Source organism: Niveispirillum cyanobacteriorum (assembly GCF_002868735.1).
Classification (GTDB): Bacteria; Pseudomonadota; Alphaproteobacteria; order Azospirillales; family Azospirillaceae; genus Niveispirillum; species Niveispirillum cyanobacteriorum.
Window position 1 is genome coordinate 17,233 of the sequence record NZ_CP025611.1, and the last position, 15,340, is coordinate 32,572.

At 64.0% G+C, this 15,340-nt stretch carries 12 protein-coding genes; 4 read left to right on the forward strand and 8 right to left on the reverse strand.

The annotated features are described in order from the left end of the window. Window positions 1–2 precede the first annotated feature (2 nt). Window positions 3–1,043: an aldo/keto reductase gene (locus tag C0V82_RS00075; protein WP_102110591.1), complete on the forward strand. Its 1,041-nt coding sequence runs from the start codon at window positions 3–5 to the stop codon at window positions 1,041–1,043. A gap of 9 nt (window positions 1,044–1,052) precedes the next feature. After that, window positions 1,053–1,601 carry an RNA 2',3'-cyclic phosphodiesterase gene (thpR, locus tag C0V82_RS00080; protein WP_102110592.1) on the forward strand — a complete coding sequence of 183 codons (549 nt, stop codon included), beginning with the start codon at window positions 1,053–1,055 and terminating at the stop codon, window positions 1,599–1,601. Here the strand turns inward: thpR and C0V82_RS00085 are convergent, their stop codons facing one another. Together C0V82_RS00085 and C0V82_RS00090 are read right to left on the reverse strand one after the other, a co-directional pair. Next, a complete protein-coding gene (locus tag C0V82_RS00085; protein WP_102110593.1) occupies window positions 1,602–2,627 on the reverse strand; it encodes a threonine aldolase family protein in 1,026 nt (341 codons plus the stop codon). It lies immediately after the preceding gene. Between the two features lie 44 nt (window positions 2,628–2,671). Continuing rightward, entirely contained in the window at window positions 2,672–3,052 is a 381-nt protein-coding gene (locus C0V82_RS00090; RefSeq protein ID WP_158659616.1) for a hypothetical protein, read from the reverse strand. Here C0V82_RS00090 and C0V82_RS00095 point away from each other — a divergent pair. Together C0V82_RS00095 and rpoH are read left to right on the forward strand one after the other, a co-directional pair. Continuing rightward, a complete protein-coding gene (locus C0V82_RS00095) occupies window positions 3,043–4,158 on the forward strand; it encodes an RluA family pseudouridine synthase (protein WP_245924109.1) in 1,116 nt (371 codons plus the stop codon). The genes C0V82_RS00090 and C0V82_RS00095 overlap by 10 nt on opposite strands. Before the next feature lie 126 nt (window positions 4,159–4,284). Beyond that, entirely contained in the window at window positions 4,285–5,169 is an 885-nt protein-coding gene (rpoH, locus tag C0V82_RS00100) for an RNA polymerase sigma factor RpoH (protein ID WP_102110595.1), read from the forward strand. A gap of 24 nt (window positions 5,170–5,193) precedes the next feature. Here rpoH and C0V82_RS00105 read toward each other — a convergent pair whose 3' ends face one another. The 6 genes from C0V82_RS00105 to C0V82_RS00130 all read right to left on the reverse strand — a co-directional run bounded on the left by C0V82_RS00105 (window position 5,194) and on the right by C0V82_RS00130 (window position 15,305). Further along, the gene (locus C0V82_RS00105; RefSeq protein ID WP_102110596.1) at window positions 5,194–6,726 is read right to left on the reverse strand and encodes a sensor histidine kinase; all 1,533 of its coding nucleotides are present in this window, start codon (window positions 6,724–6,726) and stop codon (window positions 5,194–5,196) included. A 147-nt stretch (window positions 6,727–6,873) separates the two neighbouring features. Continuing rightward, entirely contained in the window at window positions 6,874–8,241 is a 1,368-nt protein-coding gene (locus C0V82_RS00110) for a glutamate--cysteine ligase (protein WP_102110597.1), read from the reverse strand. 54 nt (window positions 8,242–8,295) lie between these two features. Beyond that, window positions 8,296–9,078 carry a 16S rRNA (uracil(1498)-N(3))-methyltransferase gene (locus C0V82_RS00115; protein WP_102110598.1) on the reverse strand — a complete coding sequence of 261 codons (783 nt, stop codon included), beginning with the start codon at window positions 9,076–9,078 and terminating at the stop codon, window positions 8,296–8,298. Window positions 9,079–9,182: 104 nt separating this feature from the next. Next, window positions 9,183–11,864, reverse strand: a complete 2,682-nt coding sequence (ppdK, locus tag C0V82_RS00120; RefSeq protein ID WP_102110599.1) for a pyruvate, phosphate dikinase — start codon at window positions 11,862–11,864, stop codon at window positions 9,183–9,185. A 432-nt stretch (window positions 11,865–12,296) separates the two neighbouring features. Next, window positions 12,297–14,357 (reverse strand): glycine--tRNA ligase subunit beta, encoded by a 2,061-nt coding sequence (gene glyS / locus C0V82_RS00125; protein ID WP_102110600.1) that lies wholly within the window; start codon window positions 14,355–14,357, stop codon window positions 12,297–12,299. 51 nt (window positions 14,358–14,408) lie between these two features. Then, window positions 14,409–15,305: a glycine--tRNA ligase subunit alpha gene (locus C0V82_RS00130; protein ID WP_054168894.1), complete on the reverse strand. Its 897-nt coding sequence runs from the start codon at window positions 15,303–15,305 to the stop codon at window positions 14,409–14,411. Window positions 15,306–15,340: the final 35 nt, after the last annotated feature.

Consider the following 15,340-nt stretch of genomic DNA (forward strand, 5'->3'; position numbering starts at 1 on the left):
TTATGACTCTTCGCCGCCTTGGCCGCACCGACCTGATGGTTCCCGCCCTCTGCCTGGGCACCATGACCTGGGGCCGGCAGAACAGCCCGGAGGAAGGCTTCGCCCAGATGGACATGGCGCTGGATCGCGGCCTGTTCTTCTGGGACACGGCGGAGATGTATTCCGCCCCGCCCATCGCCGCCACCTATGGCCGCACGGAAGAAATCATTGGCGACTGGTTCGCGCGCACGGGCCGCCGCAATGAGGTGCTGCTGGCCAGCAAGGTGGTGGGCGACGGGTCGGGAATGGATTATCTACGCGGTGGCAAGGCGCGGGCCGACCGGAAGAACATTGTGGAAGCGGTGGAGGCCAGCCTGAAGCGGCTGCGTACCGACCATATCGACCTGTATCAGTTGCACTGGCCTGACCGGCAGGCCGACCGCTTTGGCCGCACCGTGGCCCATCCGGCCGCCCAGCCGGGTGAGGTGCCGATTGAGGAGACGCTTTCCGTCTTCGCCGACCTGATCAAGGCCGGCAAAATCCGGCATGTCGGGGTATCGAACGAAACGCCCTGGGGCACCATGCGCTATGTCGCGGCGGCTGACCATCTGGGGCTGCCCCGCATTGCCAGCATCCAGAACCCCTATTCCCTGCTGAACCGGACCTTCGAGATGGGGCTGTCGGAGGTGGCGCTGCGCGAGGATGTGTCGATGCTGGCCTATTCGCCGCTGGCCGCCGGCACCCTGACGGGCAAGTATCTGGATGGCGCGCTGCCGGCGGGATCACGCCGGACCGTGGATCATCGCAAGTCGCGCTACGACCTGCCGCGCGGTGATGCAGCGACGCGCGACTATCTTTCCATTGCTCGCGACCATGGTCTGGACCCCGCCGCCATGGCCATCGCCTTTGTCGTCTCCCGCTCCTTCGTGACCAGCACGATCATCGGGGCCACCAGTATGGACCATCTGAAGGTCGCCATTGATGCCGGGTCACTGACCCTGTCGGCGGAGGTGCTGGCCGCCCTGGACGCCGTCCATGCCGCTAATCCCAACCCCTGCCCCTGAGGCTTGGTCATGCTGCGTCTGTTCGTCGGGATACCGATGCCGGAGGCGGTGGTGGAACGGCTGTCCAGCCTGGCCCACGGCCTGCCCGGCGCCCGCTGGGTTCCGCCAGAGAATTATCACCTGACCCTGCGCTTCCTAGGGGAGATCGACGAGGGCACGGCCCATGACGTGGATGAGGCGCTGGACCTTGTCACCGGCCCGTCCTTTCCGCTGACCCTGTCAGGCCTGGGCAGTTTCGGCAGCGGGCACAAGCAGCATGCGCTTTGGGCCGGCTTGGTGGACAGCGATCCGTTGCTGCATCTTCAGGCCAAGGTCGAATCCGCCCTGGTCCGGTCGGGTCAGCCGCCGGAACAGCGCAAATACAGCCCACACGTGACGCTCGCCTATCTGACCGACACGCCGCCGGCCAAGCTGGCCAATTATATGGGGGCCAACGGTCTGTTCCAGGCGGGGCCGTTTACGGTGGACCGTTACTGCCTGTACGAAAGCGTGCTGGGCAAGTCCGGTGCGACCTACCACATCCTGCAGGAATACCCGCTAGGGGGATGGGGGGTGTGATCACCCCGCCAACCGCCGCGCCGCCGTCAGCAGGGCTTCCACGGCTGCTTCATCGCTGTTCCAGGCGGCGACCAGCCGGACGACGTTGCCGTCCCAGCGATAAAAGCCGAAGCCCGCCGCCTCCAGCCCCGCGATCACCGGTTCCGGCAGGGCGATGAATATCTCGTTTCCGTCCACGGGGTGGGCCAGATGCGCGCCGGGCAGGGCCGACAGCCCGTCGGCCAGCCGCATCGCCATGCGGTTGGCATGGCCAGCCAGCCGCAGCCACAGCCCGCCCTGCACATAGGCTTCAAGCTGTGCCGACAGGAACCGCATCTTGGAGAACAGGTGGGCGGCGCGTTTGCGGCGATAACCGAAATTCTCCGACAGTTCGCGGTCAAAGAACACTACCGCCTCCGCCCCCAGCGCCCCATTCTTGGTGGCGCCGAAGGACAGGACATCCACACCGGCCCGCCAGGTGATGTCGGCAGGCGAACAGCCCAGCGACGCCACGGCATTGGCAAAGCGTGCCCCGTCCATGTGCACCCGCAGACCATGGTGCCGGGCGACGGCGGTCAGCGCCGCGACCTCGGCCGGGCTGTAGGCCGTGCCACATTCGGTGAGCTGGCTCAGCGACAGGGCCGCCGGCTGCACCACATGCACGAAGCCCTTATGCACCCGGTCCAGTGCCGCTGACAGGGTGGACGGCGTCAGCTTGCCATGCTCGCCGGGAAGGGTGACCAGCTTGGCCCCGCCCGTAAACATCTCCGGAGCGCCGCATTCATCGGCCTGGATATGCGCTTCGGCATGGCAATAGATGCTGCCCCAGGGCGGGGTCAGGGCCGCCAGTGCCAGTGCATTGGCAGCGGTCCCGGTGGCCACGGGAAAGACGGCGACGTCGCGTTCGAACAGGTCCGACAGAGACTGCGTCAGCCGCTTTGTCCAGTCATCATTGCCATAGGACGGGGCGGTGCCGCCATTTGCCTTGACGATGGCATCCAGGATTTCCGGTGCTGCCCCCGTCACATTGTCGGACATGAAATTCATTTAACGTCCATTTCCCCTGGGAATCGGTTCTATTGTGACCAGGATCACGGCGCGGATGTCACAAGCACCGCATGTTCGCCCGTGGCCGGATCGACGAGAAGTACCTGTGTGCGGCCGTCGGTCAGTTTCACCTGCACGGCGATGCGGCCATTCACGGCGGCGATGCCGGGCAGCAGGACCGCTCCCGGCGGCAATGTCACCGCCTCGGTCGGCATTGGTGCCTTCACAGGTGCCGGGGCCGTTGGCGCAGGCGGGGCCGCCGGCGGTTCGGCTTCGGGGGCTTTCCCCTGCATGCCGAAGCGGGCCGAAAACGTGCGCGGATGATTGGGGTCCGTGGAGCGTTTATAGACTTCATAGCCCAGGAACGCGAACCCGGCCGCGATGATCACGGCCCCGATGATAAGGATGTTCTTCAGTGCCTGCACGTTCGGCAAATCCCCAGTTGAAGGCCACCGGCCGGACGGATATCCCGCCCGCCGGCATGGAACTCGACCTGGATGACGATCTGTGCGACGAGGAATTCCTGCCCGCCGCTGATGATGCCCCTGTCCAAGGTGCCGGCCCCGCCGACCATGACACCATCATCGATGGCGACCGGGACGGGGACCGTCTGGACAAGGCGCTGGCGGATCTGCTGGCCGCTGCCGGCCTGTCGCGTTCCCGCCTGCGCGCCCTGATCGATCAGGGGCATGTCTCCACAGGTGGGCAGACCATAGACGACGCGTCCCGCCGGGTCAAAGCCGGCCAGACCTTCCGCGTGCATGTTCCGGCCAGCGCGCCGGCCTTGCCGGTGCCGCAGGATATCCCGCTTGTGATCATCCATGAGGATGAAGACTTGCTGGTCATCGACAAGCCGGCGGGCATGGTGGTGCATCCAGCGGCCGGCAATCCGGACGGCACGCTGGTCAATGCCCTGCTGCACCATTGCGGCGACCGGCTGTCGGGCATCGGCGGCGTGCGGCGGCCCGGCATCGTGCATCGGCTGGACAAGGATACAAGCGGTCTGATGGTGGTGGCTAAGAATGACCGCGCGCATCAGGCCCTGTCGGCGCAGTTTGCCGACCGGTCACTGTCGCGCACCTATCAGGCGGTGGTTTGGGCCGTGCCCAACCCGCGCACGGGTGAGATCAACGCTAATATCGGTCGCCACCCGACCGACCGCAAGCGCATGGCTGTGCTGGACCGGGGTGGCAAGGTCGCCATTACGCGCTACAGCACTCTGCGCGCGCTGGGCCCGGCTGCAGCCCTGATCGAATGCAAACTGCTGACGGGCCGTACGCATCAGATCCGGGTGCACATGACCCATGTGGGCCATCCGCTGGTCGGCGACCCCGTCTATGGCCGCGTCCGCACGGGCCGCACGCGCGGTCTGTCGGAAGGGGTCAAACAGGCGCTGGAGACGTTCCCGCGTCAGGCCCTGCATGCCGCTGCCATCGAGTTCATCCATCCGGCCACGGGCGCCAAGGTGCGCTTTGAAACTGTGTTGCCGGATGATTTCAAGGGCTTAATTCATGCGTTGGAGGTGCTATAATGCCATCGCGCATGATGACCGGGCCTCTTCTGGACGGGCGCTGTGCGTGTCCGTTCAGGACCTATTCATCGCTGTCGGTGCCAGTTGGGCCGATGGTGTCAACCAGCCTTATGCAAGGGGGTTAACATGACCGCTTCTGTTCCCGCCATTCCGGTCGTCAGCTCGGAAAGCAGCCTCAGCCGCTATCTCCAGGAAATCCGCAAGTTCCCCATGCTGGAACCTGGTGAGGAGTATATGCTGGCTAAGAGCTGGCGCGAGCATGAGGATACCAAGGCCGCCCATCGTCTGGTGACCAGCCATCTGCGCCTTGTGGCGAAGATTGCCATGGGCTATCGCGGTTACGGCCTGCCCGTATCGGAGCTGATCTCCGAAGGCAATGTCGGCATGATGCAGGCCGTCAAGCGGTTTGAGCCTGACCGTGGCTTCCGTCTCGCCACCTACGCCATGTGGTGGATCAGGGCCGCTATCCAGGAATATATCCTGCACAGCTGGTCGCTGGTGAAGATGGGCACCACGGCGGCGCAGAAGAAGCTGTTCTTCAATCTGCGCAAGCTGAAGGGCCAGATGCAGGCCATCGATGATGGCGATCTGCCGGCCGACGTGGTGACCAAGATTGCCACTACGCTGGACGTGCCGGAAGCCGACGTCGTCTCCATGAATCAGCGTCTGGCCGCCGGTGACCATTCCCTGAATGCGCCGCTGCGCGTGGATGGGGAAGGCGAGTGGCAGGACTGGTTGGTGGATGAAAGCGAAAGCCAGGAAATCCGCCTGGGCGACCAGCAGGAACTGGGCAAGCGCAAGGCCCTGCTGGCCGGTGCGATGAAGGGTTTGAACGAGCGCGAGCGCCACATCCTGATCGAACGCCGCCTGCGCGAAGAGCCGACGACCCTGGAGGACCTGTCGCAGCATTACGGCATCAGCCGTGAGCGTGTGCGCCAGATCGAGGTTCGGGCCTTTGAGAAGCTTCAGAAGGCCATCAAGACCGCCGCGATCCAGCAGCAACTGGCCTGATCGCGCAGGGGCGCGGGCGCCACTTCACCCCGCCGCCCTTTCCAGCGCCACCACCTCTTCGCGGGGCAGGTGGCGGGGAAGGGTCAGGGTGAAGCAGGTTCCCCGGCCTTCAGCGGAACTGACGCTGATCACGCCTTGCAGTGATTGCGTCACCAGATTGAACACGATGTGCAGGCCCAGGCCGGAACCGCCCCGGGCGCGGTTGGTGGTGAAGAAGGGTTCGAACAGCCGGTCCATGTTGGATGCAGGCACGCCCTTGCCGTCATCCTGGAACCGCAACTCCACCTGATCATCGGGCAGCTCGCGTACCGTGATCTTCATGGTGCCCTGGCGGTCCGGGCCGAAGGCGTGAATCAGGGCGTTGATGATCAGGTTGGTCAGCACCTGGAACAGGGCACCGGGATAGCTGTCCATATGGATGCCGGTGGGGCATTCGACCAGGACACGGTGCGGTTCCCCACGCAGCCGTGGCGCAAGGCTTTGCAGCACCTCGTCAATATAGGCGCCCAGCAGGAAATCGCGCCGCTCCTCACTGGCCTGATCCACGGCCACCCGTTTGAAACTTTGCACCAGTTCAGCGGCGCGACCGATATTGGTGTGGACCAGATGGGCACTGTCGCGCAGCGTGCCTTGATGCTCCGTCAACTGGCTGCGGGTCAGCTTGCCGGCGGCCACCGCCTTGTCCAGGGAGGTGACGACATCCTCCAGATGGGTGATCGCGGTCAGGGCGATGCCGATAGGCGTGTTCAACTCATGCGCCACCCCGGCGACCAGCCGACCCAAGCTGGCCAGTTTCTCTGCCTGGGTCAGACTGTTGCGGGTTTCGCCCAACTGTTGCTGCGCCTCTTCCAGTTCCGAGACCTTGTGGGCCAGTTCGTCGCGCTGGTTGGCGATGATGGCTTCGCGGCGAAGCAGCTCGGTATTGGCTTCCTTCAGACGGGCCTGTTCGGCCTGCAAGGCGCGCAGGCGTTGAAACTCCATGCGGCGCAAGGTTGACAGCTGATAGGCCGTGAAGGCGCCGAAGATATTGGCCAGCGACTGCATGACCGTTGCGGTGCTCATCTGTGACGCGGTGGCGCCCGATGCCGGCATGAACAGGCCGATATAAAGGCCGCTGGCTGCCACACCCCAGGGGATCATGTAGATCACCCGTGTCGGCAGGAACAGATAGTTCATCAGGACGACGATCATCACAAAGAAGCTGACCGTCAGGCCAACCTGCCCCCCGCGATGGATCAGAAGCGCCCCCGCTGAGGTGATTGCCCATATGTAGGTCATCGTCAGCAGCACCAGGCCATAGCGCAGGCCCACGAACTTTGTCTTCACCGGCACCAGCATGGTGGCGATGATCAACACATAGACGATACCGCGCAGCGGCATCATGACGGTCAGGACCGTCTCAAGGCTGAAGTAGACAAAGTCCAGTGAGGCGGCCATCAGGTAAAAGATGGCCAGGGCCAGGAGATTGCGCCGCAGGCCCTTGGCTTCCGCCTCCAGCATGTGCTGGCGGAAATCCTGCTCCATCGCCCTATCGGCGAACTCCGCAAATTTCAGCATCTAAACGGCGCGCCCTTCCCCCTTGGTCGCGCCACAGCGCGCCTAAACGCGGGAAGCATTCTAGGCAAGAAGGTCGAGCGCGGCAACAGAAGTGCAACCAAAGGCGGGCGGTGGCAAAGGGCTTTCCACCGCCCGATAGACACCTGCTCAATAGGCATATTCCTTATAGATGGGATCAATGTTCCCACCCCAGGCGCCCTGGTACTTCTCCAGCATCTCGGTCGAGAGGGACCGGCCCGACTCCGCAATGGCGATCAGCGGTTCGATGAAGTGGGTTTCATCATCGCCCATGCCGGCGGTACGGGCCCGGCTGCGCAGACCTTCGCGGGCGATATCGACGACGCGGCGGGCCACATCCTGCACCGTTCCGCCCTGGAATGGCGTGGACAGACCCAGACGCGGCACATCGCGGCGCAAGGTGGCGCGGTCTTCCTGGGTCCAGCCCTTCACCAGATCCCAGGCGGCATCCAGCGCACTGGTGTCATAGAGCAAGCCAACCCAAAGCGCGGGCAGGGCGCAGAGACGGCCCCAGGGGCCGGCATCGGCCCCACGCATTTCCAGATACTTCTTCAGGCGCACTTCCGGGAACATGGTCGTCATATGATCCGACCAATCGGTCATCAGCGGCAACTCGCCCGGCAGGATCGACAGCTTGCCATCCAGGAAGTCACGGAAGGACAGGCCCGAGGCATCCAGATACTGGCCGTCGCGATAGGCGAAATACATCGGCACATCGAGCGCGTAATCGACATAGCGCTCGAATCCGAACCCATCCTCGAACACGAAGGGCAGGTCGCCGGTGCGGTCCTTGTCCGTGTCGGTCCAGATATGAGAACGGTAGCTCTGGAACCCGTTGGGCTTTCCTTCCGTAAAGGGACTGGCCGCGAACAGGGCCGTGGCGATGGGCTGCAGGGCCAGCGACACCCGGAACTTCTTCACCATGTCGGCTTCCGACGCGAAGTCCAGGTTCACCTGTACGGTACAGGTCCGGGTCATCATATCCAGGCCCAGCGTGCCGACCTTGGGCATGTAGGAACCCATGATCTTGTACCGACCCTTGGGCATCCAGGGGATGTCCGACCGCTTCCATTTCGGGTTGAAGCCCATGCCCAGCATGCCGAAGCCCAGATCCTGGCCGATGGCCCGGACCTCTGCCAGATGCTCTCCAACCTCACCACAGGTCTGGTGGATGCTGACCAGCGGCGCGCCGGACAGTTCGAATTGCCCGCCCGGTTCCAGGCTGATATTGGCCATGCCCTTGGTCAGGGCTATGATGTTATCGCCCTCGCGCACGGGCTCCCAGCCGAATCGACGCTGGAACTCGCCCAGAATTTCACCGATTCCACCAGGGCCGGCATAGGGCACGGGGGCGTGGTCGGGGCCACGGAAAACAAACTTCTCATGCTCGGTGCCGATGCGCCAATCGCTGGCCGGCTTTGACCCTTTTTCCAGATACTCGACCAGTTGCCGGCGGTCGGTGATCGGTTCGCCGCGCGACGTCGGAGGTGCGGACATAGATGATGTTCCTTAACGCGAAGGACGTTGCAGAGACGGCGGGCGGGATAACGCTCAGGTGCGATTAGGTGGCCTTGCATCACCATCGGCCGATCGCCAGTCACCCCCCGCCGCCTGCCAGACGGCAAGCGCGGAGAAGGCGGCGGTATCGGCGCGCAGCACACGCGGCCCCAGGCCCACGCTTACCACAAAAGGCAGACGGCGCAGGGCATCAAGTTCCTGTTGGTCAAATCCCCCCTCCGGACCCACAAGAAATGCGACGGGCTTTCCCGCCGACGCAGTGACGGCGGTCACCAGGGGCTGTGCCACCCCGCTTTCCGCCGCCACGAATAGGGTACGGGCAGGGTCCCAATCGGACAGCAATTTCTGCAGATCGATCCCGTCGGCGACGTCCGGCGCGTCCAGTCGTTCGCATTGTTCGGCCGCCTCAAGCGCGTTGGCGCGCAGCCGGTCGATATTGACGCGATTGACGTCGCCGCGCCGGGTGAAGACGGGCACCAGACGGCCCACGCCCAGCTCCACCGCCTTTTCCACCACATATTCGGTACGCCCACCCTTCAGCGGCGCGAACAGCAGCCAAGGGGCGGGCGGCGCATCGTTGGCGGGGCAGCGCGTCTGCCGGTCCATGCGCAGGGTGCCGACGGATTTGGACAGGGTCTCGATATGGGCCAGAAACTCCCCATCCCGGCCATTGAAGGCCAGAACCCCATCCCCCGGACCCTGGCGCAGCACGGCCCGCAGATAATGCGCCCGATCCCCATCCAACGCCGCCACCCCACCAGGGCTCAACGGCTGGTCAATGAACAGGCGGGTGCGGGGTAGGGCGTCGGCAGCCATGGGTCATCCGGAAAGCTGATCTCCACAACAGGGATAGGCTTTCAGGCGGAAAAGTCCAGTGTTGTGGGGCAAAACGGGGGCCTTTGCCGGCCCCCGTCTGTACATCACGCTTCACTGGCGCGTTTCTCGCCCTCGATGGCGGCCTGTGCGGCGGCCAGGCGGGCGATGGGGACGCGGTAGGGGGAGCAGGAGACGTAATCCAGCCCTACCTTCTCGCAGAAATAAACCGATGACGGGTCGCCACCATGTTCGCCGCAGATGCCCAGCTTGATGTCGGGGCGGGTCTTGCGGCCGCGTTCGGCGGCGATCTGCACCAGTTCGCCCACGCCCTCGGTATCCAGGGTCACGAACGGGTCATGCTCCAGGATACCGGCCCGCTGATAATCGGGCAGGAAGGCGCCGGCATCGTCGCGGCTGATGCCAAACGTGGTCTGGGTCAGGTCGTTGGTGCCGAAGCTGAAGAACCCGGCGGTTTCCGCGATCTTGGCGGCCTGTAGGGCGGCACGCGGCAGTTCGATCATGGTGCCGACCAGATAATCGACCTTGTGGCCTGACGCGGCGATGACTTCCGCGCCAACGCGGTCGATCACCGCCTTCAGGATATCCAGCTCCTTCTTGGTGCCGACCAGCGGGATCATGATCTCCGGGATCACGGTCTCACCGGTTTCCTTGAACACTTCCACCGCCGCCTCAAAAATGGCGCGGGCCTGCATCTCATAAATCTCGGGGTAGGAGATGCCCAGGCGGCAACCGCGATGGCCCAGCATCGGGTTGGCTTCATGCAGCTGCAAGGACCGATGCTGCACCTTCTGCAGATCGGTGCCGGCAGCCTTGGCCACCTCCACCATCTCGGCTTCCGAATTCGGCAAGAATTCATGCAGCGGCGGGTCCAGCAGGCGGATCGTGACGGGCAGGCCCTTCATGATCTTGAACAGCTCGACAAAATCCTTGCGCTGCATCGGCGCAATCTTGGCCAGCGCGGTGCGGCGGCCCGCCTCGCTTTCGGCCAGGATCATCTCGCGCACGGCGATAATGCGGTCAGCGTCAAAGAACATATGTTCGGTGCGGCACAGGCCGATGCCTTCGGCCCCGAACTTGCGCGCGGTACGGGCATCCAGCGGGGTTTCGGCGTTGGTGCGCACCTTCATGCGGCGATGGGCATCGGCCCAGCCCATCAGTTCGGCAAAGTCGCCCGACAGTTCCGGCTGAATGGTCGGCACCTCGCCCAGCATCACCTCACCGGTCGAGCCATCGATGGTGATGATGTCGCCGGCCCGCACCTCGACATTGCGGACGGTAATAATACCGCGCTTGTAATCGATGCGCAGTTCACCGGCACCGGCCACGCAGGACCGGCCCATGCCACGGGCCACCACCGCCGCGTGGCTGGTCATGCCGCCACGGGTGGTCAGGATCCCCTTGGCGGCGTGCATGCCGTGAATGTCTTCCGGGCTGGTTTCCACGCGGCACAGGATGACATTCTCACCCAGGCCCGCCTGCTTCTCCGCCTCTTCCGCCGTGAAGACCACCTTGCCGCTAGCGGCACCGGGGCTGGCCGGCAGGCCCTTGGCGATGATCTGCTTGGTGGCCTTGGGGTCCAGCGTCGGGTGCAGCAGCTGATCCAGCGACTTCGGCTCGATCCGCAGGATGCCTTCCTTCTCGCTGATCAGGCCTTCGCGCACCATATCGACCGCGATCTTCAGCGCCGCCGGGGCCGTGCGCTTGCCCGACCGGGTCTGGAGCATATAAAGCTTTGACTGCTGGACCGTGAATTCGATGTCCTGCATGTCGCGGTAATGCCGCTCCAGCTTCAGGCGCACCGCGTTCAGCTGCGCGAACACTTCCGGCATGCTTTCTTCCATAGCCGGCAGGTCGGAACCGTTGGCGATCTTGCCGGCGATGGTCAGGTGTTGCGGCGTGCGGATGCCGGCCACCACATCCTCACCCTGGGCATTGATCAGATATTCGCCATAGAAGGCGTTCTCGCCCGTGGACGGGTTGCGGGTGAAGGCCACGCCAGTGGCGCAGTCGCCGCCCATATTGCCGAACACCATGGCCTGGATATTCACCGCCGTGCCCCATTCGGCCGGGATGTCATGCAGCTTGCGATAGGTAATGGCGCGGGCATTCATCCAGGAACCGAACACGGCCCCGATGGCACCCCACAGCTGTTCCTGCGGGTCCTGCGGGAAGGGGCGGCCCAGGGCCTCCTGCACCACTTCCTTATAGCCCTTGATCACTTCCTGCCAATCTTCGGCGGTCAGCTCGGTATCCAGGTTCAGGTCATGGCCGCGCTTGTGATCTTCCAGCACTTCTTCAAAGTGATGGTGATCCACGTCCAGCACGACATTGCCGAACATCTGGATGAAGCGACGATAGCTGTCATAGGCGAAGCGGGCGTCACCCGACCGGCGGGCCAGACCCGCGACGGTTACATCGTTCAGGCCTAGGTTCAGAACGGTATCCATCATGCCCGGCATCGACGCGCGGGCACCGGAGCGGACGGAGACCAGCAGCGGGTTTTCCGCATCGCCGAACTTCATACCCACGATCCGCTCAATCTCTGCCAGGGCGGCGCCAACCTCGGCGCGCAGGCTGTCGGGATATTGGCGGCCATGGGCATAAAAGTAGGTGCAGACCTCCGTCGTGACCGTAAAGCCAGGGGGCACCGGCAGGCCGAGATTGCTCATCTCCGCCAGGTTGGCGCCCTTGCCGCCCAGGAGGTTCTTCATCTCCGCGCGACCTTCGGCCTTGCCTTCACCGAAGCTGTAGACCCACTTCGTCATGATCTTGGTCCCGTTTGATTATGGGGTTGGTCTGGTGGTGACGCTGTGAAACACCATGCAACACTCTTGATGGTGTTGTTGCACGGGATACGGGCCGGAGCCCGATGGGTGGATTTGGGGTAATGCCGCGCCCCGCGAAACCGGTTATCGCCTCCCCGGCGAAGGCCGGGGCCCAGGATCACGGGCGCGACGAACGGATTTGTGGGGGCAAAAGGCGGCTGAACGGTCGGGCGCTTGGCCCCTGGGTCCCGGCCTTCGCCGGGAAGGCGGGAAGGAACCGCGTCGATGCAAATGGCGTGGCACGGCCGGACAGCACCCGACGCCACTACCAAACTACCGCACTGCAACAAGGATAGCGTAATTCCACTACCTTCACCGCCGCACCGCGCCCGCCGTAGGGGGCGGGGCGTGCGGGGGCGAAGGTTCATGGGGTCAGCCTTCGATCTTCGAGAAATCGGCGATCAGGTTCAGCGTCGCGCGGATCTGGCTCAACAAGCGCAGGCGGTTGGCGCGCACCGGCGCTTCCGGCGCATTCACGGTGACCTTCTCGAAAAAGGCGTCGACGGGCGCGCGCAGGGCTGCGAAGGCCGCCATGGCGCCGGTGAAGTCCTCCGCCTCGATCAGGGGGGCCGCCTGTTTGTGGGCGGCGACCAGGGCGTCGGCCAGGGCCTTTTCCTCATCCTGGGTCAACAGGCCGGCATCGACGGCGCCATCATGCGGGCCGTCCTTCTTTTCCTCGATACGCAGGATATTGCTGGCGCGCTTTGATGCTGCCAGCAGGTTCTTGCCGTCATCGGTGGCGATCAGGCCGGACAGAGCCTCAACGCGGGCCAGCAGGCGGACGAAATCATCCTCACCACCCAGGGCCAGAACGGCGTCAATCAGGTCGTGACGGACGCCCTTTTCCTTCAAGCTGACCTTCAAGCGGTCGTTGAAGAAGGAGAGGAGGTCAGCGGTAACCGGGTCTGTGGCACCAGCGGCCAGCAGGAGCGCGCCCAGCTTCACCCGCAGCCCATTCTCCACAATCAACCGGATCACGCCCAGCGCCGCACGGCGCAGGGCGAACGGGTCGCGGGAGCCGGTGGGCTTTTCGTCGATACCGAAAAAGGCGACCAGCGTGTCGATCTTCTCGGCCAGGGCCACCGCCACCGACACCTTGTCGGTCGGTACGCGGTCGCTTGGTCCCAGCGGCTTGTAATGGTCGGCAATCGCCTCGGCCACGGAGGCGGGCAGCCCTTCGTGATAGGCGACATAGCGGCCCATGATGCCCTGGACCTCGGGGAACTCCCCAACAACGCCCGTGGTCAGGTCGGACTTGGACAGGCGGGCGGCCAGGGCGGCCTGTTCAATCGTTGCTTCGTCCCAGTTCAGGGCCTTGGCGATGGCGACCGACAGGGCCTGAATCCGCTCCACCCGCTGTGCCAGGGTGCCCAGCTTGGCATGGAAGGTGATGTCCTTCAGGCCGGGCACCCGGTCTTCCAGCTTCACCTTCAAATCCTGGTCCCAGAAGAACTTGGCATCCGACAGGCGGGCGCGCAGGACGCGTTCATTGCCGGCGATGACGGCCTTGCCGCCGTCAATGGTGGTGCGGTTGGCGACCACCACGAAGCGCGGGGCCAGCTTGCCGTCGGCGGTTTCCAGGGCGAAGTAACGCTGATGCGTGCGCATCGAGGTGGTCAGCACCTCCGCCGGCACGTCCATGAATTGATTGTCGATGGCCCCGGTCAGGACGACGGGCCATTCGACCAGACCCGCCACTTCTTCCAGAAGGCCCGGATCATCCTTCAGAACGAAGCCTTCCGCCGCCGCTGCCTTTTGTGCACCGGCCAGGATCAGGCGCTTGCGCTCCTCCCGGTCCAGAACGACATGGGCTGCCGCCAGCTTGGCCGCATAGTCTGCGAAGCTGCTGACGGTGAGGACGCCCGGCGACAGGAAGCGGTGGCCTTCGGTCTGGTTGCCATAGGCGATGCTTTTGCCGCCCAAATCCAGGGCACCGGGGATAACCGCGCCATCGAACAGGGCGATGATGGAATGCAGCGGGCGCACCCAAAGGAATTCGTTGGCACCCCAGCGCATGGACTTGGGCCAGGGCAGTTCGCGGATGGCGGCATCGATGATGCCGGGCAGGGCGTCGATGGTGGCGCCGCCCTTCTTTTCGATCACCGCGAAATAGAACACGCCCTTGCCGGTGTCGCGCTGTTCGGCCTGATCGATGCTGGACAGGCCCGCGGATTTCAGGAACCCGGCCAGCGCCTGTTCGGGCGACCCGACGCGCGGCCCTTTCTTTTCCTCCCGCACATCCGCCTGTGCCGTCGGCAGACCATCGACCAGAAGGGCCAGACGGCGGGGGGTGGAATGAACCTCGGCCTTGGTGAAACCAATACCCGCCGCCGACAGCTTGTCCGTTACCAGACGCTTGAAATCCTCACCCGCACGCACCTGCATGCGGGCCGGGATTTCTTCCATGAACAGTTCGATCAGCAGTTCGGCCATTTTGGTCACAAGCGTCCGGAGATTATTGTTCTGGTGTCGTAATGATCAGGGTCAGGCGGCTTTACCCTTGCGGTAGCCATCGGCCAGCCACGCCTCACAGCAGGCCTTGGCAAGCGTGCGCACCCGCAGGATATAGCTCTGTCGTTCCACCACCGAAATGACCCCGCGCGCATCCAGCAGATTGAACAGATGGCTGGCCTTGATGCACTGATCATAGGCTGGCAGGGCCAGACCATGGGACAGCAGGGCAGCGCACTCCTTCTCCGCGTTCTGGAAATGCTGCAACAACATCTCCGTGTTCGCATATTCAAAATTATGCGCCGAGTATTCCTGTTCGGCGCGGTGGAACACCTCGCCATATTTCACGGCCGGGCGGTCGCCCACGGGATCGTTGAAGCGCAGGTCGTAAACGTTCTCCACGCCCTGGATATACATGGCCAGACGTTCCAGGCCATAGGTCAGCTCAGCCGCCACCTTCTCCACGCCGATGCCGCCCACCTGCTGGAAATAGGTGAACTGCGACACTTCCATGCCATCGCACCAGACCTCCCAGCCCAGGCCCCAGGCGCCCAGGGTCGGGCTTTCCCAGTCATCCTCAACAAAGCGGATATCGTGCAGGGCCGGATCGACGCCCAACGCCACCAGGGACTGTAGATACAGGTCCTGGATGTTGGCCGGCGACGGCTTCATGATCACCTGGAACTGGTAATAATGCTGCAAGCGGTTAGGGTTTTCGCCATAGCGGCCATCCTTGGGACGGCGCGAGGGCTGAACATAGGCGGCATTCCAGTTGTCAGGACCCAGTGCGCGCAGGGTGGTGGCCGGGTGGAACGTGCCCGCACCCACTTCCATGTCGTAAGGCTGCAAAACCAGGCAGCCCTGGGCCGCCCAGAAATTCTGCAGGGTCAGGATAACGCCCTGGAAGGAGAGGGGTTCTTTCGCCGCCATGGTCCCGATACTTCACACGCTTGTTACACTGCATC